This is a genomic window from Alphaproteobacteria bacterium, assembly GCA_041396705.1.
Taxonomy (GTDB): Bacteria; Pseudomonadota; Alphaproteobacteria; order CALKHQ01; family CALKHQ01; genus CALKHQ01.
The window spans coordinates 39,395-59,937 of record JAWKYB010000008.1; the positions used below are offsets into that span (position 1 = coordinate 39,395).

Here is a 20,543-nt window from a genome sequence, read left to right on the forward strand (position 1 = left end):
CGCCCGATGGGTCAGCCCGCGTCGGTCACCGCGGCGACGCGGAAGGTACGCAGCTTGTCGTCGTGTTCGTTGATGGAGATGTATTCGCCGTCGACGAAGGCGTGGGTGCCGAATCGATAGCCGGTCTCGTCGTCCTCGGGGTCGCCGAGAACGTCGTAGTGGAACGCCCACGCCCCGCCCGGCTTGCGGATCAGGTGACCGATCTCGTCGGGCTGGCCGGCCCAGAAGCGGCGCACGCGGCAGCGCGCCCGCTGCGCGTGCCAGGCCTGCGCGTCGATGTGGCCGTCGGCGTCCAGCGGCGCGAGGAAATCGTAGCCGCAATCCCGTCGACCGGTCGGGTAGTCGTGGTCGCGCGCAAGTTCCAGGTGGATTCGCTTCAGCGTCATGGCCTGCTCCGGCTCGGTTGCACCGCGGCCGAGGCTATTGCGTCACCGCGGTGCGGCATTGACGACGGTCAAGCGCCGCGCTTGCCGGACGCCGAAGGCAGCGCCGGCTGCAGGTGGACGTCGACCTCGTCCATGCCGGCGGTCTCGGCCAGCTGGTCGAGGTCGTCGACCGCGAAATGGCGGGCGTCGAGCAGGCGGATGATGCCGCGGGCCTTCAGGTCGCTGATCTGCCGGCTGACGGTCTCGATCGTCATGCCGAGATAGCCGGCCACGTCGGACCGGCCGACCGGAATCTCGAACACCGTCCCCGCGCTGGCCAGGTTGCGCCCGCACCCGATATTGGCCGCGCGCCGGGCCAGCAGCAACAGGAAGCTGGCCACTTTCTCGCGCGCGGTCTTGCAGCCCAGCAGCAGCATCCACTCACGCGCGGCATCCAGCTCGTCCAGCACGCGGACCAGGAAATGGTGCTCGAGGCTGGGGTTGGCGGCCAGGATCGCGTCGAATCGCGCCTTGTCGAAACAGCACAGCTCGACGTCGGTCGCCGCCTCCGCGGTCGAGGACCCGATCTCGGCGAAGGCGCGCCCGACGAAATCCGACGGAAACAGCAGGCCGACCACCTGCTCGCGGCCGTCGATCAGCATCTTGGTCAGCCGCACCACGCCGGAGACCACGTTGGCGACGAAGGGCGCCGGCTCGCCCTCGGACAGGATCACCTGGCCGGCCTTGTAATGCCGCGTGTTCGAGATGCGGGCGAGCTGGTCCAGCACCTGCGGGGTGGCGCCGGCACACAGCGCGCGGTGATGCACGGGGCAGCGGTCGCACTTGCTGAGGACCGGGATGACGTCGAGGTTCATCTGTTCTTGTTCCCCGTGACGCGGCAGTTCGAGACCTGTCGCCGGCCGGCGGGCGCGCCGGCTACGCTCATGATCCGTCATGCGACGGCGATGGCCGCTCCGGCGCCGCCATGTGGCCGGGCCGGACGCCCGCAGGCATCGCAGGCCGAATGGCACTTGAGCCCACCCCCCGGTACCGGCGACGTCGGGCCCCTGCCAAAAACCCGCGGCGCGCCCCGAACCGCCAGCCGGTGCGTTGCCCCGCCGCCACAGTGCAACCTACACAACTTCCGAGCGGGAATCGAGTCAACCCGGCCGCCGCACCGGTCGCCCGTTGACCGCGATCAATGCGGCGGCGCGGACCCCCAAACAGCATGGCCACGCAAGCAACCAGCCCGGCACGGCGCCGGTGCCCGAACAGAGGCTCGAGATTTTCCGCGACGACCCGCCGACCTTGCCGAGACGGACCGCGCGCCGGGCGCACGGTGACATTCCTGGCCGCTTTTCACCTAATCTGATAGCTCAATCGAACGCGGTGCCGCCGGCCAAGGGCAGGCTGCCACAGCGGCGGAGGAGGACCCGATGGGATACAAGACGATCCTGACCTATCTGGCGAACGAGAAGCAGGCGCCGCAGGCAATGGCGGCCGCCTCGCTGCTCGCCCAGCGCAGCAACGCCCACCTGACCGGCCTCTACGTGATTCCGGCGATGCGGCTGTATGTCGCCTCGCCCTATGGCGGCGTCGACGTGACCGCGAAGCTGATGGAACAGCACCGGGCGTGGCACGAGGCGGAAAGCGCCAAGGTGCGCGCCCAGTTCGACAAGGCGATGGCGGGCGCCACCCATCCCGGCGAGTGGTTCCTGGCCGATACCCTGCACGTCGACCCGCTGGAAACCATCATGGCCCACGGACGCAACTGCGAGCTGATCGTGGCGACGCAGGACGACCCCAAGCGCGAGGACGTCGCCGACGAGCGGATCGCCGAGCGGCTGATGATGGAGGCCGGGCGGCCGGTGCTGCTGGTCCCCGCCGGTGCGCCGGTCACGACCATCGGCACCGACATCACCGTCGGCTGGAACGGCAGCCGGGAATCGGCCCGGGCGGTGTTCGACGCGTTGCCGCTGTTGAAGGCCGCCCGCATGGTGCACATCGTCTGGGTCGACCCGCGGGTCGAGACCGACGAGAGCCCGTCGCGGGCCGCGGATGCGCTGGCGGCGTCGCTGGCGCATCACGGCGTCACCTGCGAGGCGGTCGAGGCGGCGTCGCAGGACCACACCGTCGGCGACGAGCTGCTGGCCCGGGTGGCCGACTACGGCTCGGACCTGCTGGTGATGGGCGGCTATGGCCAGTCGCGCTTCCGCGAGCTGGTGTTCGGCGGCGTGACCCGCAAGGTGCTGGGCAGCGTGCCGGTGCCGGTGCTGATGTCGCACTGAGCCCACGGTCGCCCGCGCCGGGCGACCGGCCGAAGCCGAGAGAGCGGAACCCGTGGACGACCGTCGCTGGCACAGCCTGACGCCGGCGGCGGTCGGCGATGCGCTCGACGTCGACCCGACGCGCGGACTCTCCGCGGCGGAGGCGGCGCGCCGGCTAGTCCGCCACGGCCCCAACGCCACGCGCGAACGGCCGCCCGCCGCGGCGATCGGCATCTGGGTCGACCAGTTCCGCAGCGCCGTCGTCCTGCTGCTCGCCGCCGCCGGCGCGCTGTCGGCGATGTTCGGCGAGTGGCCGCAGGTGGCCGCCATCGGCGCGGTGCTGCTGATCAACGCCCTGGTCGGTTTCGTCACCGAGTTGCGGGCGACCCGCGCCATGGAGGCCCTGCGCGCGCTGGGTGCGGACACCGCGCGGGTGCGCCGCGACGGCCGGGTCGCGGCGATTGCCGCGGCGGACCTGGTGCCCGGCGACATCGTGCTGCTTGACGGCGGCGACATCGTTCCCGCCGACGTCAGGCTGGTCCAGGCCGCGAGCCTGGCATGCGACGAGTCGGCGCTGACCGGCGAATCGGTACCGGTCGACAAGGCGCCGGCGCCGGTCGCCGAGGCCGCCGTGCTGCCCGACCGCGCCAGCATGGCCTACAAGGGCACCGCGGTCGCCCGGGGCACGGCCGAGGCGATCGTGGTCGGCACGGGGTCCGCGACCGAGATCGGCCGGATCGCCACGCTGGTCGAGGAGGCCGAGCCGGAGCGCTCGCCGCTGGAACGGCGGCTGGCCAGGCTCAGCCAGCAGCTGATCTGGGTCACCCTGGCACTGGCGGCCATCATCGTCGGCGCCGGCGTCGCGGCGGGCGAGGACGTGGTGCTGATGGCCGAGGCCGGCATCGCGCTGGCCGTCGCCGCGATTCCCGAGGGGCTGCCCGTCGTCGCCACCCTGGCGCTGGCCCGCGGCATGCTGCGCATGGCCCGCGCCAACGCCCTGGTCGAGCGGCTGTCGGCGGTGGAGACGCTGGGCGCGACCACGGTGATCCTGACCGACAAGACCGGCACCCTGACCGAGAACCGCATGGTGGTCGACCGGCTGGTGCTGCCGGCCGGCGAGGTCGCGATCGACTATCGCGACCGGCTGTTCCTGCACGACGGCGCGCCGGTCGGCCCGCGGCTGCAGGAAGCGGTCGAGACCGCGCTGCGCATCGGCGTGCTCTGCACCAACGCCTCCTACGACCCGGAATTCGGCACCGGCACCGGCGACCCGACCGAGATCGCGTTCCTGCACGCCGGCCACCTGGCCGGGCTGGAGCGCGAGGCCTGTCTGACCGTCTATCCGGAGGTGGCCGAATACGCCTTCGACAGCGCCTCCAAGCGGATGGCGACGGTGCACGGCAGCGACGAGCGCTATCTGATCGCCGTGAAGGGCGCACCGGAAAGCGTGCTGCCCGAGTGCGATGCGGTCCTGCTCGAAGGCGCCGTCCGGCCGCTGGACGAAGCGGCGCGGGCCCGCTGGGCCGCGCTGGCCGACGACCTCGCCCATCGCGGGCTGCGCATGCTGGCGCTGGCCTGCAAGCCGGCCGAAAGCCCGGCCACGGCGCCCTATCCGGGCCTGACCTTCGTCGGGCTGGCCGCGCTGCACGACCCGCCGCGCAGCGACGTCGGCGAGGCGATCCGCGCCTGCCAGGATGCCGGCATCACCGTGGTGATGGTGACCGGCGACCACGCCGGCACCGCACGCAGCATCAGCCACGCCGTCGGCCTGGCCGACCGGACCGCGCGGGTCATCACCGGCGGCGAGCTGGCACCGCTGGCGACGCTGCCGCCGGAAGCGCGCCGCGACGTGCGCGAGACGGCGGTGTTCGCGCGGGTCAGCCCCGAACAGAAGCTGGGACTGATCCGCCTGTTCCAGCAGGCCGGCGAGGTGGTGGCGATGACCGGCGACGGCGTCAACGACGCGCCGGCGCTGCGCCAGGCCGACATCGGCATCGCCATGGGCCTGCGCGGCACCCAGGTCGCGCGCGAGGCGGCCGACATCGTGCTGCGCGACGACGCCTTCCCCACCATCGTCGCCGCCATCCGCGAAGGCCGGATCATCTTCGGCAACATCCGCCGGTTCGCCACCTACCTGCTGTCGTGCAACCTCAGCGAGGTGCTGATCGTCGGGCTGGGCGTCATCGCCGGGCTGCCGCTGCCGCTGCTGCCGCTGCAGATCCTGTTCCTGAACCTTGTCACCGACGTGTTTCCGGCGTTCGCGCTCGGCCTCGGCGAGGGCCGGGCGAACGTGATGGACCAGCCGCCGCGCCCGCCGCGCGAAGGCATCCTTGCCGGCCGGCAATGGCGCCAGGTCGTCGGCTACGGCGGGCTGATCACCGCGGCGACCCTGGGCGCCCTGGTCGTCGCGCTCGAGCTGCTCGCGCTGACCCCCGGCGAGGCGGTGTCGATCTCGTTCCTGACGCTGGCGCTGGCGCAGCTGTGGCACGTATTCAACATGCGCGCCGACACCGCCCCGCTGTGGCGCAACGACATCGTGGGCAACCCCTATGTCTGGGGCGCGCTGGTCCTGTGTACCGCCCTGCTGCTGCTGGCGACCTATCTGCCGGCGCTGGCCGCGGTGCTGTCGATCGTGCCGCCGAGCGCCGACGGCTGGCTGCTCGTCCTCGGCGCCAGCGCCGTGCCGGTCGTCGGCGGGGAAATCTTTCGCCTCGGCCGCAGGATTCTGCATGCCGGCGCCGTAGAACGGGAAAGGAGAGCCTAGGTGCCGCGCAAGATCGTCGTGATCGAGGGACATCCCGACCCGTCCGACCAGCGGCTATGCCATGCCCTGGCCGACGCCTATGCAGAGGGCGCCGGCGCGGCCGGCCATGCCATCCGCCGCATCCGCATCGCGGTGCTGGACGTGCCGCCGATCCGCAGCGCGGCCGACTGGAGGAACGGCACCGTGCCGGACAGCCTGCAGCCCAGCCAGCAGGCGCTGGCCTGGGCCGACCACATCGTCCTGGTCTACCCGCTGTGGCTCGGCACGCTGCCGGCGCTGACCAAGGCCTGGCTGGAGCAGGTGCTGCGCCCCGGCTTCGCCATGGACGCGCCGCGGCAGGGGCTGCGCTGGCGCAAGCGGCTGACCGGCAAGTCGGCCCGCGTCGTGGTCACCATGGGCATGCCGGCGCTGGCCTATCGCTGGCTGTTCTTCGCCCACAGCCTGAAGGCGCTGGAACGCAACATCCTGAAGTTCTGCGGCATCGGACCGATCCGCACCAGCCTGGTCGGCGGCGCCGAGTCGATGGACGATGCCGCGCGCCGGCGGTGGCTGGCGCGGCTGCGCCAGCACGGCGAGCGCGGCGATTGAGCGCAAAACCCCGCATGCCCGTGCGATTCCCGCCGCGCTCGGGTCGGGCGGTCGCAAAGCCGTGGCGCCGGCCGCGCGGGAGGGCCATAATCCGCCGATCCGACACACCAACATTGCAGCCGACGTGTCCCGACGACCGCTGACCTCAACCGTGCTGTTCGCCGATATCTGCGACAGCACCAGGCTCTACGACCAGCACGGCGACGACACCGCCTATCGGGTGGTCTCCGGCGCGCTGGCGCGGGTGGTCGAATCGATCGAGAGCTACGAGGGCACGCTGATCAAGGCGATCGGAGACGGCGTGATCGCGATCTTCCCGGAGCCGGACAAGGCGCTGCTCAGCGCCACCGCCATCGTCACGCCGTCGGACGACGATCCGCTGACGCTGCGCGCCGGGCTGCACTTCGGGCCGCTGATCATGGTCGACGGCGACGTCTTCGGCGACGTGGTCAACGTGGCGTCGCGCGTGGTCTCGCTGGCCCAGGCCGGCGAGGTGTTGCTGACCGGCGAAGTGCGCGAGGCGCTGACCGCGATCCTGCGCACCGGACTGGGCTTCCTCGACGCGATCAGCGTCAAGGGCAAGCCGGAACCGATCCAGATCTACCGGCTGGTCGCCGGCCAGACGGACGCCACCATCGTTGGCGCGCCGACAACGGTGGAGATGGCGGCGCGGGCGGCGCTGGAGGTCAGCGCCGCCGGCCAGACCGTGCGGCTGTCCGGACCGAACGCGCGGCTGGTCATCGGCCGGCAGCCCGACTGCGACCTGGTGGTGCAGGGCCCGCTGATCAGCCGCCAGCACGCCCGCATCGAGCAGGCCCACGGCGATTTCTTCATCCACGATTCCAGCGCCAACGGCACCTTCGTGCAGCAGACCGGCGGCGCGATGATCGCACTGCGCCGCAACAGCGCCCCGCTCGGCCGCGAGGGCCGGATCTCGCTCGGCACCTCGCTGGCAAGCGAGGACGGCACCACGCTCAGCTATCGCGTCATCGCCGACTGAACGCCGCCTCCGCCCGCGCGCGCACGTGGTCGGCCAGCGCCAGCGATGCAGTCAGGCCGGGGGATTCGATGCCGAACAGGTTGATCAGGCCGGCGACGCCGTGCGCGTCCGGCCCCTGTACCACGAAGTCCTGCACCGCCACCGCCGGCGGCACGATCTTCGGCCTGATCCCGGCATAGCCCGGCTGCAGCGCGCCGTCGGGCAGGCCGGGCCACCAGCGGCGGATCGCGGCGTGGAAGCGCTCCGCCCGGGCCGGGTCGACCGTGTAGTCGATGCCGTCGACCCATTCGACGTCGGGACCGAACTTGGCCTGTCCTGCCATGTCGAGGGTCAGGTGGGTGCCCAGCCCGCCGGGCACCGGCACCGGGTAGATCAGGTGCGCGAACGGTGCGCGCCCGGCCAGCACGAAGTAGTTGCCCTTGGCGTAGTACGGCGTCGGCACCAGGCTAGGCGGCATGCCGACGATCAGGCCGGCAACCGCCGGCGCATGCAGCCCGGCGGCGTTGACCAGCAGCCGGCAGCCCAACGCCATCGGCTCCGCCCCGCCGATGTCGAGCGCCAGTCCCGCCTCCGACGCCCGGCCGGCGCGCACCGGGCTGTTGAAGGCGAAGGCGGCGCCGGCGTCCTCGGCCTCGCCCAGCAGGCTGAGCATGTAGCCGTGGCTGTCGACGATACCGGTCGACGGCGACAGCAGCGCGCCGTGGCAGGACAGCGCCGGCTCCAGCGCCTGCGCGTCGGGCGCGGACAGCGCGCGCAGGTCGTCGACGCCGTTGGCCAGGGCGCGCCGGCGGATGGAGTCGAGCTGCGCCGCCTCCGCCGCGCTGGTGGCGACGATAAGCTTGCCGCAGCGCCGGTGCGCGACGCCGCGCGATGCGCAATAGGCATAGAGCGCCTGGCGGCCGGCGACGCAGAAGCGCGCCATCAGGCTGTCGGCGGGATAGTAGATGCCGGCGTGGACGACCTCGCTGTTGCGCGACGAGATGCCGGTGCCGAAGGTCTCCGCCGCCTCGACCACCACGACCTCGCGCCCGGCCTGGGCCAGCGCCCGCGCGACCGCAAGCCCGACCACGCCGGCGCCGACGACGACGCACTCGACCGATTCCATGGCGGCGCGGCTACTCGCGCAGCCGGGCGCGGCCGAAGCGGGTCCAGGCCCAGCGGGCGACCATGACCGCCAGCAGGAAGAAACCCCACAGACCGGCGGCAAGGTGCTGGTTGGCGCCGAGCAGGTTCAGCCCGGAGGCGATCAGCTGCAGGATGACCAGCGCCAGCACCACCGCCAGCGTGCGGCCGAAGCCGCCGAACGGGTCGACGCCGCCCAGGAAGCACGCCAGCACGGTGATCAGCAGATAGGCTTCGCCATGGCCGACGCGCACCGAGTTGAACCGGGCCAGCATGATCACCCCGGCGATCCCCGCCATCAGTCCCGACAGCGTGTAGACCAGGGTCAGCGCGCGGCGGGTGTCGATGCCGGAATAGCGCGTCGCCTCGATGTTCGAGCCCAGCATGTGGGTCGCGAAGCCGAGCCGGGTGCGGGTCAGGATCAGCTGCCAGGCCGCGACGCAGAGCGCGAAGACGATCAGCGGCACCGGGATGCCGCCGACCGTGCCGTGCCCGACCGAGGCCACGAATTCCGGGAAGCCGGACACGTCGCCGCCACGGGTGAGGAACTCGCCGAGCCCGCGCAGGAAGATCATCATGCTGAGCGAGACCAGGATCGGATGGGCGCCGACATGGGCCACGATCAGGCCGGTGACCCAGCCGGCGAAGGTGCCGGTGGCGAGCGCGGCCGCGATGCCCAGCACGAAGGCGCCGACGCCGGCATCGGGTCCGCCCATCGACTGGAGGATCCAGGCCATCACCAGCGCGGCCATGTTGGCGGTGAAGGTGACGGCGAGGTTGAGCCCGCCGGACAGGATCGGGATCAGCATCGCCAGCGTCAGCAGGCCGAGTTCCGGCAGCTGGAACGCCACCGACTGGAACGTGCCGAAGGTCAGGAAGCGCGGGGTGGTCAGGCCGAACACCAGGATCACCAGCGCCAGCAGCAGGCCGAGACCGACGGTCTCGCCGCCGCCGCGCCGGAACATCAGCGCCATCAGCGGATGCATGCCGGACGACGGCGCCATCAGCGCGCCCTCCGGAACAGGCGCGCCGTCGTCGACATGTTGGTGGTGGTGATCGCGACCAGGATGACCGCGCCGACCACCATCTTGAAGGCGTAGGGCGAGATGCCGAGCAGGTTCAGCCCGTTCTCGGTGATGCCGATCAGCGCGACGCCGAGCAGCGCGCCGAGCAGCGTGCCGCGGCCGCCGCCGAGGCGGGCGCCGCCCAGCACGACGGCGGCCAGGACATCGAGCTCGCGGCCGTAGAGCGCATTCGGCACCACCTCCTGCACGTAATGCGCCTGCATCAGCCCGGCGACGCCGGCACAGGCGCCGAGCCAGCCATAGGCCAGGAAGTGCATGCCGGCGACGTTGATGCCGATGCGGCGTGCGCCGTCCGGGTTGTCGCCGAAAGCATAGAGCTGCCGGCCGAGGCTGAGCCGGCGCAGCAGCACCCACGTCGCCGCCACCATCGCCGCCATCACCGCGACCGGCAGGGTGATCTCGGCGAAGTCGCCTTCCGGGCTGACATGCTCGTAGACGATCACCCGGCGCACCCACCAGTCGGGCAGGTTGTAGATCGACACGCCGTGGGTGACGAACATCAGCATGCCGAAGAAGACGTTGAACGTCGCGATGGTGACGACGATGGAGATGATGCGGAAATAGTGGATCAGGGCGGCATTGATCGCGCCGAGGCAGATGCCGATCGCCGCTGCCACCGCGATCCCGATCGGCCAGTTGCCGCCGCCGATCTGCATGACGAACGTCGCGGTCAGGTATTGCACCACCGACGCGCCGACGGCGAAGGAGATGTCGATCCCGCCGGCGATCAGCACCACCAGCAGGCCGACCGCGAAGATCATGTTGATCGCGCTGATGTTCAGCAGGTCGAACAGGTTGGCCAGCGTCCAGAAGGTGTCGGTGGCGAGTCCCAGCACCAGGCACAGCAGGCCGACGACGACAACCAGCCAGCCCTCGGTCGAGCGGGCCATCGCGGCCAGGCCGTCACGCATGGACCGCAGCCTCCAGCGCCGGCATCGCCGTCGCGCCCGGCCGGTATTCGCCGACGATGCGCCCGGCCCGCATGTGCAGCACCCGGTCGGCATTGTGATAGGCCTCGGGGATCTCGTCCGAGATCAGCAGGATGGCGACGCCGGCGGCGGCGAGGTCGCGGACGATGTCGAAGATGCCGGCCCGCGCGCCGACGTCGACGCCGACGGTCGGCGAATCCAGGATCAGCAGGCTCGGCTCGGTCGCCAGCCACTTGGCCAGCACCACGCGCTGCTGGTTGCCGCCGGACAGCGTTGCGACGGCGTCCTCAGGGCGGCCGATCTTGATCGCCAGCCGGTCGACCCAGTGGCGGACCAGGGCCGCCTTGCGCCGCGAGCTGAGCAGGCCGGCGCGGCCGGCGATGCGGTCGAGCACCGGCGCGACGATGTTGTCGGCGATCGACTGCGGCTGCACCAGCCCCAGCGACAGCCGATCCTCGGAAACATAGCCGATGCCGGCGCGGATTGCGTCGCGGTTGGACCGGAACCGCACCGGCTCGCCGTTCAGCAGCACCTCGCCGCGGTCGGCACGGGTCAGGCCGAACAGGGTGGCGGCGAGCTCGGTCCTGCCGGCGCCGAGCAGGCCGGTCAGGCCGACGATCTCGCCGCGGCGCACGACGATCGAGACGTCCTCATACTCGTCCCGGCGCGTCAGGCCCCGCGTCTCCAGCACCACCGGCGCTTCGCCGACCTCGCGGGCATGGACCGTGGTCTCCAGGGTCTTGCCGGTCATCAGCTCGGTCAGGCGCGCCTGGGTCATCCCGGTGCTGGGAAACACCCCGACCTTGCGGCCGTCGCGCAGCACGGTGACGCGCGACGACACCGCCAGCACCTCGGCCAGCCGGTGGCTGACGAACACCACGGCGATACCCTGCGCCGACAGGCGCCGCACGACCGCGATCAACGCGTCGGTCTCGGCCTGCGTCAGCGAGGCGGTCGGCTCGTCCATGAACACGATGCGCGCCTCGGCGACCAGGGCACGGCAGATCGCGACCACCTGGCGCTGGGCGATCGACAGGCTGTGCACCGGGCGATCGAGATCGAGCGTCACGCCGAGCCGGTCCAGCACGGCCTGCGCGGCGGCCCGCATCCGGCCGTGGCGCACCCAGCGCGGCAGGCCGCCCAGATTCTGCTCGAAAGCCACGTTCTCGGCCACGCTGAGATGGGGGAACAGGGCAAGGTCCTGCCAGATCACCTGAACGCCGAGCTGGCGTGCCGTCACCGGCGACAGGCCCTCGCAGGCGCGTCCGGCGATGGCGATGCGTGCGCCGCGGTCGGGCGCGTAGACCCCGCTGACGATCTTGATCAGCGTGCTCTTGCCCGACCCGTTCTCGCCGGCCAGGCAATGCACCTCGCCGGCGGCGACCTCGAAGTCGACGTCCTGCAGCGCCCGGACGCCGCCGAAGCGCTTCGACACGCCGCCCACGCTGAGCGCCGGCGGAGCGCCCAGGTCGGGCTCCATCGCAGTGTAGGTCATCGCCGTCATCGGAACGGGCCGCCGGGCTTCGCGGCGGCCCGTTCCGGATCGTACGGGCTAGAGGCCCATGTCGGCCAAGGCGTCGACCGTGTCGGCGTTCAGCTCGACCAGCTGATCGACGATGATGTTGTGGTTCTCGAAGTCGGGGTGGACCTCGCCCAGGCCCGGGATCTCCATGCCGTCGGTGATCTCGGTCTTGTCGTACAGCATGTCGGCCATGGTCACGAACACCTTGCCTGCCTCCATCGGGTTCCACATGAACCCGCCGGTGATGACGCCGTCATGCACCAGCCGCTGGCCCTGGCCCGGCGAGAACGGGCCGACGACGAAGGTCTGGCCGGCGCGGCGGCGCTCGTCGACCGCACGGCCGGCGCCGATCGGGCCCTGGCTGCCGAAGGCGAGGAAGCCGCCGAGGTCGGGATGGGCGCGCATCAGGTCGAGCGCGGTGCTGCGCGAATCGTCGACGCTTTCGGCGACGCCGAACCGGTCGGCGACCAGGTGCATATCGGGATAGTTCTCCTCGAGATAGGCGGTGGCGGCATCGGCCCAGGCGTTGTGCAGCGGCACGGTCAGCGAGCCGACATAGAGCGCATAGTCGCCGGCGCCGCCCATCTTGTCGGCCAGCAGCTGGGCATGGGCCACGCCGAAACCGACCGACGAGGCCATCTCGAAGTTCCAGTCGACATTCTGCTGGTCGGGGGATTCGTGGGTGATGACCAGAATGCCCGCCTCACGCGCACGCGCCAGCACCGGTTCCAGCACCTCGGCATCGTTCGGCACCACGCCGATCGCGTCGACGCCCTGGGCGATCAGGTCCTCGACCGCGCGCACCTGCAGCGCCGGGTCGGCGCTGGTCGGGCCGACCATCCAGGCGTCCCAGCCGAGCTCCTCGGCACGCTGCTGGATGCCGACTTCCATCGCGTTGAACCACGGAATGCCGCCGATCTTCACCACGACACCCATCTGCGGCTTGTCCTGTGCCGCGGCGACGCCGAAAGCCAACCCACCGGCGACCACGCCGGCCGTTACAGCCCGAAGGACGGTGCTGACCATAACTCCTCCCAATTTTTCGTGTTGCCGGGCCCGGCCTCCGGTCGGGGTAACCGGCCGCTGGACCCGAGCCGGTCGGGACGGAGCGGGGTCGCCCCAGCCACCGCCGGACGGCCAATGATAACACCAATGCCGACGCGCAAGACAAGCCGGCGTCGCGCTCAGCCCTTGGTGGCCCCCGCGGTCAGACCGGCGACGATGTACTTCTGCGCCAGCAGGAACATCAGGATCGCCGGCACGATGGTCAGCGTGACGAAGGCCAGCAGGGCCGGCCAGTCGGTGCCGTACTCGCCCTGATATTGCATCAGGCCGAGCGGCCACGGGAACATCGGGTCGTTGTTCAGCATCACCAGCGGCAGCAGGTAGTTGTTCCAGCTCTGCACGAATACGAACACCGACACCGTCGACAGGATCGGCAGCGACAGCGGCAGGGTCACGCTCCAGAAGAAGCGGACATAGCCGCAGCCGTCGATCAGCGCCGCCTCCAGCAGGTCGGGCGGCAGCTGGCGGAAGAAGCCGCGGAACAGCAGGATCGACAGGCCGAGCCCGAACGCCGTCTGCGGCAGCACCACGCCCCAATAGGTGTCGAGCAGGCCGAGGTCGCGGATCTTGATGAACAGCGGCAGGATCGCGGTCGCCGCCGGGAACAGCAGGCCCAGCATGAAATAGGCGAACAGGTAGCGATCGCCGAAGAACCGCAGGTGGGCGAACAGGAAGGCGACCGTGGCGCCCGCCGTGACCGTCAGCACCACCGTCAGCACCGCGATCACCAGCGAGTTCCACAGCATCTCCCAGAAGCGCGGGCCGGTGACGATGTCGCGGTAGTTGTCCCAGATCCAGCCGTCGGGCAGGCCGAACGGATCGGTTCTGAGCTCGCCGATCGTCTTCAGCCCGCCGAGCGCGGTGGCGACCAGCGGCACCAGGATCAGCCCGGCGACGAACAGCAGCGCCAGGTACTTGAACACCGGCGCCATGTCGAATGCCGGGGCCCGCATCGCCGGCGCCGCGGCGGGCGGCCGGATCGACACCAGCTCAGTCATGGCGCATCGCCGTGTTCTTGTAGGTGAAGGCGAACGCCACGCAGATCACGAACAGCACCACGCCGACCGCGCTGCCGAAGCCGATCTCCATCCGGCCGATGCCGAAGGAATAGAGGAAGGTGACCATGGTCTGGGTGCTGTCGGACGGCCCGCCGCGGGTCATCGGCATGATCAGGTCGAACAGCTGCAGCGAGCCGATCACCGCGAAGAACACCGAAAGGCGGATGGTCGGCGCCAGCGACGGCAGGGTGACGTAGCGCAGGGTCTGCCAGCGGCTGGCGCCGTCGATCCGCGCCGCCTCGAACAGGCTGTCGGGAATGCCCTGCAGGCCGGCGATGTAGATCATCATGTGGAAGCCGAAATACTTCCACACGATCACGCCGAGGATGGCCGCGATCGCCCAGGTGCGATCGGCCAGAACGTGGGCGGATTCGTAGCCGAACCAGCGCGCGATCTCGGCGATCAGGCCATAGTCGCCGTCATAGACGAAGCGCCAGATCAGGCCGGCCGCGATCTCGGCCAGCACATAGGGCAGGAAGAAGATCAGGCGGAACGCGACCGCGCCGCGCAGCTTGCCGGCCAGGATCACCGCCATCGCCAGCGCCAGCGGCAGCTGCACCAGCAACGAGACCACGATGATCAGGCCGTTGTTGATCAGCGCCGCGTGGAAGGCGCGCTGGTTGATCAGCTTCTCGTAGTTGCGATAGTCGATGAAGCGGCTGGGCGTGCCGTAGCCGTCCCAGTTGAACACGCTGTAATAGGCCGCCTCGCCCATCGGCAGGATGACGAACAGCGTGAACAGCAGCAGGGCCGGCGGCAGGAACAGCACCACCACCCGCAGCCGACTGTCGCGCAGCAGGCCGATCGGGCGCGCCCCGCTCGAGCCCGCCGTCTGCGGCCGGTAACGCGCCGCCGCCGCTCGCTCGCTCACCGCCATCTGACAGCCCGCATGTGCCTTGGCTGCGCCCGACGCACCGCTAGGCCGGCCGGTCGACGTCGGCCCGCCCCCGCGACAGGGACGGGCCGACGCTCATGTCGCGGTCGCCGGGGTCCTGCAATTCCGGGGAGGAGAGACAGGGCCGATTGCACGGGCGACCGAACGACACGATCCCGGGCGACCCGGCGCGGCGCGGCATCGCGCGGATGCCGGCCACACCCGGATCAGGCCGGCCTCAATGCTCGAACTCCCACGCCTCCTGCACGAGGTCGGCGGCTTCCTGCGGCGTGACCACGCCGGCGGCAAGATCGGTGGAGACGTCGTTGACCACGCGCCCGACCGACGGCCCCAGCATCTGGTCGTAGAAGATCTGGTGATACTGCGAGGCCGCGATGTTCTCCGAGATCTGACGGAAGAACGGGTTGGTCATCTCCTCGGCCGCACCGACCGCGACCGGGATGAAGTAGCCGCGCTTGCCCATCTCGCGCTGATGCTCGGGGCTGAGGAAGAAGCGCAGGAAGTCGGCCGCCTCAGGCGGCGCGCCCGCGGAGACCAGCCAGCCGTTGATGCCGCCCAGCGTGTCGGTCGGCGCACCGGCGCCGCCCGGCACCTGCGGGAAGGGGAACCAGCCCAGCTGCTCGTCGGACAGGCCCTGGCCGCTGGCCGACTGCGACCGCGCGGTGTTGTAGTCCCAGTTGCCCATCAGGTGCATGGCGGCGAGCCCGTCGCCGAAATAGCCGGCGGCCTGCGGATAGGTGAAGGCGAGATAGCCGTCCTGGAACGGCTCCATCTCGGTCAGCTGCTGGAACAGCTCGCCGGAATGCACGAAGATCTCGTTGGCGAAGCCGTCGCCCTCGCCGCTGGTCGCCGCCTCGAAGCCGGCCTTGCCGCCGAGCCGGATCGCCAGGTGGGTCCAATAGAAATGCAGCGGCCACTTGTCGGCGCCGCCCGCCGCGATCGGCGTGATGCCGGCATCCTTCAAGGTCTGCACGGCGGCAAGCAGGTCGTCCCAGGTCCCGATCGCCGCGGCATCGACGCCCGCCTGGGCGAACAGGTCCTTGTTGTACCAGAACCCCACCTGCGACACGAGCATCGGCGCCCCGTGGACCACGCCGTCATAGGTGAAGGCGTCGACGCCGGCCGGGCTCAGCGTCGCCGCCCAGTCGCCGTTCATCGCCGCAGTCATGTCGCCCAGCACTCCGGCCTCGGCCTGGGCCTGGAACACGCCGCCGCCCCAGCTGTAGAAGATGTCGGGTCGCTCGTCAGACTGCAGGATCGTCGGCAGCTTGGCCTTGAACGCCTCGTTCTCGAGGAACTGCATCTCGATGGTGACGCCCGGGTGGCCCGCCTCGTATTCGCGCGCCAGCTCTTCCCAGTAGGCGGCGATGTCGGGGTTCATCTCGATGTGCAGCCACTTCACCGTGGTCTGCGCCATCGCGCCGACGCCGGCCAGCGCCGTCGCCATGAATGCCGTCGCTGCGAGTTTCAGCCGCATGGGTCGTTCCCTCCCTCTGACCGTTCGCGGATGCGGCCGGCTGTGCGCCACGAGCGCCCGGTTATTTTTTCCGCATCATGGATTAAACTGTTCTGCCGCATCGCCCGGCTGTCAAGGCGAAACTTCCGCCCTGCTGCCGGCCGCCGGCAGAGTACCGGCGGCTCGCGGCCTTTGCTGCGGACTTCGGCCCGCTTCTGCGGCTTGATAAAATCCGCTGTCCGCAGTAAATGCGGACGGTTGGCAGCGCGCCCGCCGCCGCAGCGAGGAATCCTGACCGAGCGATGAAGACGGCCGACCCCGAGCTGATGCGGGCGATCAACCGCTTCCACGTGATGGACGCGATCCGCAAGCACGGGCCGATCTCGCGGGTGGAGATCGCCCAGGCGATCGAGCTGAGCCCGACCACGATCTCGGCGATCACCGCGGCCCTGCTCGACGACGCGCTGATCACCCCGCGCAACGTGGTGCCGCTTGGCGAGGCGGCGCGCGGCCGGCCACGCATCATGCTGGAGCTGAACCCGGACGCGGCCTATGTGGTCGGCGTCAAGCTGAGCCCGCACCAGATCAGTGTCGCCACCACCAACTTCCGCGCCGACGTGCTGAAGAGCCTGACCCTGCCGGTCAGGACCGACCGGCAGAGCGCGGACGTGATCGCCGACATCGTCGAGGACGGCGTACGCCACTGCGTCGCCGACGCCGGGCTGCCGTTCGACAAGATCGGCGGCGTCTGCGTGGGCCTGCCCGGCATCGTCGAGCACGCCACCGGCATCTGCCGGCAGAGCCCGATCTTCCGCCAGCCGGACGTGCCGCTGGCCGAGGCGCTGGGCGCACGGCTGGGCGTGGCGGTGACGGTGGAGAGCGACGTCAATCTGGCGACCCTGGCCGAGCATTGGTTCGGGCACGGCCGCGGCCACGACGACTTCATCGTCGTGGCGGTGGAGCACAGCCTGGGCCTGGGTGTGATGCACAAGGGCGAGCTGGTCCGCGGCGCCCACGGCCTCAGCGCCGACCTGGGCGACATGATCGTCTGGCCCGGCGACGCCGGCGGCAACGGCCCGGCGCGGCTGGCCGACTTCGCCAGCGAGGCGGCGATCCTGGCCGCCGCCCGCGGCGCGGTGCCGTCCGATCCGGCCTTCGACTTCGCCCGCACGGTGCGGCGGGCGCGCGACTGCGACGCTGCAACCAAGGCGGTGTTCGAGAAGGCGGGCGTGGCGCTGGGCTATGCCGTGGCCAATATCGTCACCCTGTTCGCGCCGAGCCTGCTGATCATCGCCGGCGGCGCGCTCGGGGCCGGCGACCTGCTGACCGGCCCGCTGCTGGCGACGGTGGACCGGGTCACCCCGCCGCCGCTGCGCCGCGCGGTGACCATCATCGACCATTGCTGGGGCGACGACGTCTGGGCGCGCGGCGCAGCGGCGCTGACGCTGCGCCAGCTGTACAGCGCCCCGTGGAGCACAAGCGGCCCGGCGATGCGGCCGCAGGCCAGCGACGAGGGGGAGGTCACATGACGGACGGGGGCGTCGGCATCGGCATCATCGGCTGCGGCAATATCAGCGGTGCCTATCTGAAGGCGGCGCGGCACTTTCCCATCCTCGACGTCCGGGCGGTGGCGGACCTGAACATGGACGCGGCCCGGGCGCGCGGCGCCGAATTCGGCGTGCCGGCGGTATCGGTGGAGGCGCTGCTGGCCGACCCGGCGATCGCGATCGTGGTCAACCTGACCATCCCGCAGGCCCATCTGTCGGTCGGCCTGCAGGCGCTGGACGCCGGCAAGCACGTCCACGGCGAAAAGCCGCTGTGCGTGACCCTGGACGACGGCAGGCGGCTGGTCGCCCACGCCGAAGCCAGGGGCCTGCGCGTCGGCTGCGCGCCCGACACCTTCCTGGGCGGCGCCCACCAGACCGCGCGCAAGCTGGTCGACGAAGGTGCGATCGGCCGGCCGGTCGGCGGCACCGCCTTCTTCATGTGCCCCGGGCACGAACGCTGGCACCCGAACCCGGCCTTCTACTATGCAAAGGGCGGCGGGCCGATGCTGGACATGGGGCCCTACTACGTCACCGACCTGGTCAACCTGCTGGGTCCGGTCGCGCGGGTCAGCGGCCAGACCAGCATGCTGCGCGCCAGCCGGCCGATCTACAGCGAACCGCTGAAGGGTCAGAGCATCGACGTCGAGGTGCCGACCCATGTCGCCGGCCTCTTGACCTTCCGCAACGGCGCCATCGTGACCATCGTGATGAGCTTCGACGTGCCGAAGCACAGGCACCTGCCGCTGGAGATCTACGGCACCGACGCGACGCTGATCGTGCCGGACCCGAACTACTTCGGCGGTCAGATCGAGCTGGCCCGGCCGCGCGCCGAATGGGAGGCGCTGCCCACCGCGCACGGCTATGCCGACGACAACTACCGCATCATCGGCGTTGCCGACATGGCGCACGCGATCCGCGGCAACCGTCCGCACCGCGCCAGCGGCGCACTGGCGCTGCACGTGCTGGAGGTGATGACCGCGATCGAACGGTCGGCCGAGATCGGCACGCCGGTCGATATCGAGAGCGCACCCGAGCGGCCGGCCATGCTGCCGGTCGGGCTTTCCGGCGGCGCGCTGGACTAGGACAGAGGGAGGATTGGCAATGCGCGATGCACTGATCGTATGGGGCGGCTGGTCCGGCCACGAGCCCGAGCAGGGCGCCGGCATCGTCCGCGAGATGCTGGAGGACGCCGGCTTCAACGTGTTCGTCGAAAACACCACGGAGGCCTTCGCCGACCCGGCGATCCGCGAGCTGCACCTGATCGTGCCGATCATCACGATGAGCAAGATCGAGAAGGAGGAGCTGGACAACCTGGTCGCCGCGGTGCGCGGCGGGGTCGGCATCGGCGGCTATCACGGCGGCATGTGCGACGCCTTCCGCGAGGCGGTCGAATACCAGTTCATGTGCGGCGGCCAGTGGGTTGCCCACCCCGGCAACGTGATCGACTATCGCGTCAACATCGTCGACCGCGACGACCCGGTCACCGCCGGCCTCGACGACTTCGACTACCGGTCCGAGCAGTATTACATGCACGTCGACCCCAGCAACAGGGTGCTGGCCACCACCACGTTCAACGGCGCGCACGCGCCGTGGATCGACGGTGTGGTGATGCCGGTGGTCTGGAAGCGCAAGCACGGTGCAGGCCGGGTGTTCTACAGCTCGCTCGGCCACGTCTCCGCCGAGTTCAAGGTGCCGCAGATGCGCACCATCGTGCAGCGCGGACTGATGTGGGCGGCGCGCGAGGCGGCATAGCGGAATCGCGTCGCCGTATCGCCGCGATTCCTTTGGGCCCGGAGATCGGCTAGTCTCGTCCGATGCAGTGCCTGCGCGCACCGACCCTGCAAAGCGGAGACATGGCGTGACGACCCCACTCGCCCCCATGCAGCCCCATCTGCCGGCCGGCGGCCCCGCACGCCGCAGCCGGCGCCTGCCGACCCTGGCCGCGGCCGGTGGACTTCTCGCCGCGGCGGCGATCGTTTCGACCGCCCTGGCCGAGGAGCGGCCGGCATCCGTCGGGGTGACGCCTGCCACCGACGCCGGTGCCGCGATCGCGCAGCACGACGCGCCGGTGCCGAGCGGCGCCCCGGTCGGCGACCCGTCCGGCGAACAGGCACAGGCCGGAGGCGGCGCAAGCGCGCCGGCGGCCGCACCGCAGACGGCCGGCGAGGCGGCGCTGGAGCGCTACGGCGAGGTGCTCGACCGTACCGGCGAGGACGGCTTCGACCGCCGCGTCGGCCGCGAGGTCACCACCCTGGATCCGGCCGAGACCAATCTGTTGCTGGCCAACGGCTGGCAGGTACCGGCGATGCGGCTCGACGACGACTTCTTCGACCACGGCCAGCGCCTGCGCACCTTCGTCGCGATCGCGGTCGCCCTGGGCTATGCGCCCCAGGTCGGCGCCCAGCAGGCCAACTGGGGCACGCCGCAGGAGCACGGGCTCGGCGACAGCCTGGCAGCGCTGGAGAGCGATCGCGCGGCGCTGGCGGAAGGCGCCCACATGCTGGGCGAGCTGCGCTATCACCTGAGCGACGCAGAGGCGGTGCTGGCCGAGATGCGCGCGGCCCGCACGACCCTGCCGGAGACGGTCGACAGCGCAACCATCATCGCCGAACTGGAGACCGAAATCGAATCGGTGCGGAACCAGATGGCCGCCATCGAGTTCGAGCAGGAGCGGCGCATGCAACGGGTCGCCGCGCTGGAGGCGCAGCTGGCCGCAGCGATGTCGCTGCTGGCGCCGGCGGGGATGCCGTCCGGCGGGTGGGAGATCAGGAACCTCGATGTCGATGGGGACGGGCGGGTCACCGGGGCCGACCTCGCGGCGGCGCGCAGCGTGGCGCCGCCCGACGCCCAGACGCAGGATGGCCCCAGCCGCTGACCCGC

At 70.8% G+C, this 20,543-nt stretch carries 18 protein-coding genes; 8 read left to right on the forward strand and 10 right to left on the reverse strand.

Annotated features, from left to right (window positions below):
• Positions 1–11: 11 nt before the first annotated feature.
• Together R3F55_12655 and R3F55_12660 are read right to left on the reverse strand one after the other, a co-directional pair.
• Positions 12–386: a hypothetical protein gene (locus tag R3F55_12655; protein MEZ5668262.1), complete on the reverse strand. Its 375-nt coding sequence runs from the start codon at positions 384–386 to the stop codon at positions 12–14.
• 68 nt (positions 387–454) lie between these two features.
• The gene (locus R3F55_12660) at positions 455–1,240 is read right to left on the reverse strand and encodes a Crp/Fnr family transcriptional regulator (protein ID MEZ5668263.1); all 786 of its coding nucleotides are present in this window, start codon (positions 1,238–1,240) and stop codon (positions 455–457) included.
• A gap of 561 nt (positions 1,241–1,801) precedes the next feature.
• On the opposite strand from R3F55_12660, the gene R3F55_12665 reads away from it, so the two are divergent.
• The 4 genes from R3F55_12665 (at position 1,802) to R3F55_12680 (ending at position 6,984) form a co-directional block, all read left to right on the forward strand.
• Positions 1,802–2,653, forward strand: a complete 852-nt coding sequence (locus tag R3F55_12665; protein MEZ5668264.1) for a universal stress protein — start codon at positions 1,802–1,804, stop codon at positions 2,651–2,653.
• Between the two features lie 52 nt (positions 2,654–2,705).
• Positions 2,706–5,396 (forward strand): cation-transporting P-type ATPase, encoded by a 2,691-nt coding sequence (locus R3F55_12670; protein ID MEZ5668265.1) that lies wholly within the window; start codon positions 2,706–2,708, stop codon positions 5,394–5,396.
• Positions 5,397–5,984 (forward strand): NAD(P)H-dependent oxidoreductase, encoded by a 588-nt coding sequence (locus R3F55_12675; GenBank protein MEZ5668266.1) that lies wholly within the window; start codon positions 5,397–5,399, stop codon positions 5,982–5,984. It abuts the gene before it with no gap.
• 124 nt (positions 5,985–6,108) lie between these two features.
• A complete protein-coding gene (locus R3F55_12680; protein ID MEZ5668267.1) occupies positions 6,109–6,984 on the forward strand; it encodes an adenylate/guanylate cyclase domain-containing protein in 876 nt (291 codons plus the stop codon).
• Here R3F55_12680 and R3F55_12685 read toward each other — a convergent pair.
• The 8 genes from R3F55_12685 to R3F55_12720 form a co-directional block, all read right to left on the reverse strand.
• A complete protein-coding gene (locus tag R3F55_12685; protein MEZ5668268.1) occupies positions 6,971–8,089 on the reverse strand; it encodes an NAD(P)/FAD-dependent oxidoreductase in 1,119 nt (372 codons plus the stop codon). The two genes, R3F55_12680 and R3F55_12685, sit on opposite strands and share 14 nt — an antisense overlap.
• A gap of 10 nt (positions 8,090–8,099) precedes the next feature.
• Positions 8,100–9,071: an ABC transporter permease gene (locus tag R3F55_12690; GenBank protein ID MEZ5668269.1), complete on the reverse strand. Its 972-nt coding sequence runs from the start codon at positions 9,069–9,071 to the stop codon at positions 8,100–8,102.
• A gap of 38 nt (positions 9,072–9,109) precedes the next feature.
• Positions 9,110–10,102 carry an ABC transporter permease gene (locus R3F55_12695; protein MEZ5668270.1) on the reverse strand — a complete coding sequence of 331 codons (993 nt, stop codon included), beginning with the start codon at positions 10,100–10,102 and terminating at the stop codon, positions 9,110–9,112.
• Entirely contained in the window at positions 10,095–11,615 is a 1,521-nt protein-coding gene (locus R3F55_12700; protein ID MEZ5668271.1) for a sugar ABC transporter ATP-binding protein, read from the reverse strand. Before R3F55_12700 ends, R3F55_12695 begins: the two co-directional genes overlap by 8 nt.
• Positions 11,616–11,672: 57 nt before the next feature.
• The gene (locus tag R3F55_12705) at positions 11,673–12,668 is read right to left on the reverse strand and encodes an autoinducer 2 ABC transporter substrate-binding protein (GenBank protein ID MEZ5668272.1); all 996 of its coding nucleotides are present in this window, start codon (positions 12,666–12,668) and stop codon (positions 11,673–11,675) included.
• A gap of 158 nt (positions 12,669–12,826) precedes the next feature.
• Positions 12,827–13,660, reverse strand: coding sequence for a carbohydrate ABC transporter permease (locus tag R3F55_12710; GenBank protein MEZ5668273.1), 834 nt, complete (start codon positions 13,658–13,660; stop codon positions 12,827–12,829).
• Between the two features lie 37 nt (positions 13,661–13,697).
• The gene (locus tag R3F55_12715; protein MEZ5668274.1) at positions 13,698–14,570 is read right to left on the reverse strand and encodes a sugar ABC transporter permease; all 873 of its coding nucleotides are present in this window, start codon (positions 14,568–14,570) and stop codon (positions 13,698–13,700) included.
• A 307-nt stretch (positions 14,571–14,877) separates the two neighbouring features.
• Positions 14,878–16,137, reverse strand: coding sequence for an ABC transporter substrate-binding protein (locus tag R3F55_12720; protein ID MEZ5668275.1), 1,260 nt, complete (start codon positions 16,135–16,137; stop codon positions 14,878–14,880).
• Between the two features lie 281 nt (positions 16,138–16,418).
• Here R3F55_12720 and R3F55_12725 point away from each other — a divergent pair, with 281 nt between their 5' ends.
• The 4 genes from R3F55_12725 to R3F55_12740 all read left to right on the forward strand — a co-directional run bounded on the left by R3F55_12725 (position 16,419) and on the right by R3F55_12740 (position 20,538).
• A complete protein-coding gene (locus tag R3F55_12725) occupies positions 16,419–17,645 on the forward strand; it encodes an ROK family transcriptional regulator (GenBank protein ID MEZ5668276.1) in 1,227 nt (408 codons plus the stop codon).
• Complete coding sequence (locus tag R3F55_12730; GenBank protein ID MEZ5668277.1) at positions 17,642–18,745, forward strand: Gfo/Idh/MocA family oxidoreductase; 1,104 nt, start codon at positions 17,642–17,644, stop codon at positions 18,743–18,745. Before R3F55_12725 ends, R3F55_12730 begins: the two co-directional genes overlap by 4 nt.
• 19 nt (positions 18,746–18,764) lie before the next feature.
• On the forward strand, positions 18,765–19,415 hold the full coding sequence (locus tag R3F55_12735; GenBank protein MEZ5668278.1) for a ThuA domain-containing protein: 651 nt from the start codon (positions 18,765–18,767) through the stop codon (positions 19,413–19,415).
• 106 nt (positions 19,416–19,521) lie between these two features.
• Entirely contained in the window at positions 19,522–20,538 is a 1,017-nt protein-coding gene (locus R3F55_12740) for a hypothetical protein (protein ID MEZ5668279.1), read from the forward strand.
• Positions 20,539–20,543: the final 5 nt, after the last annotated feature.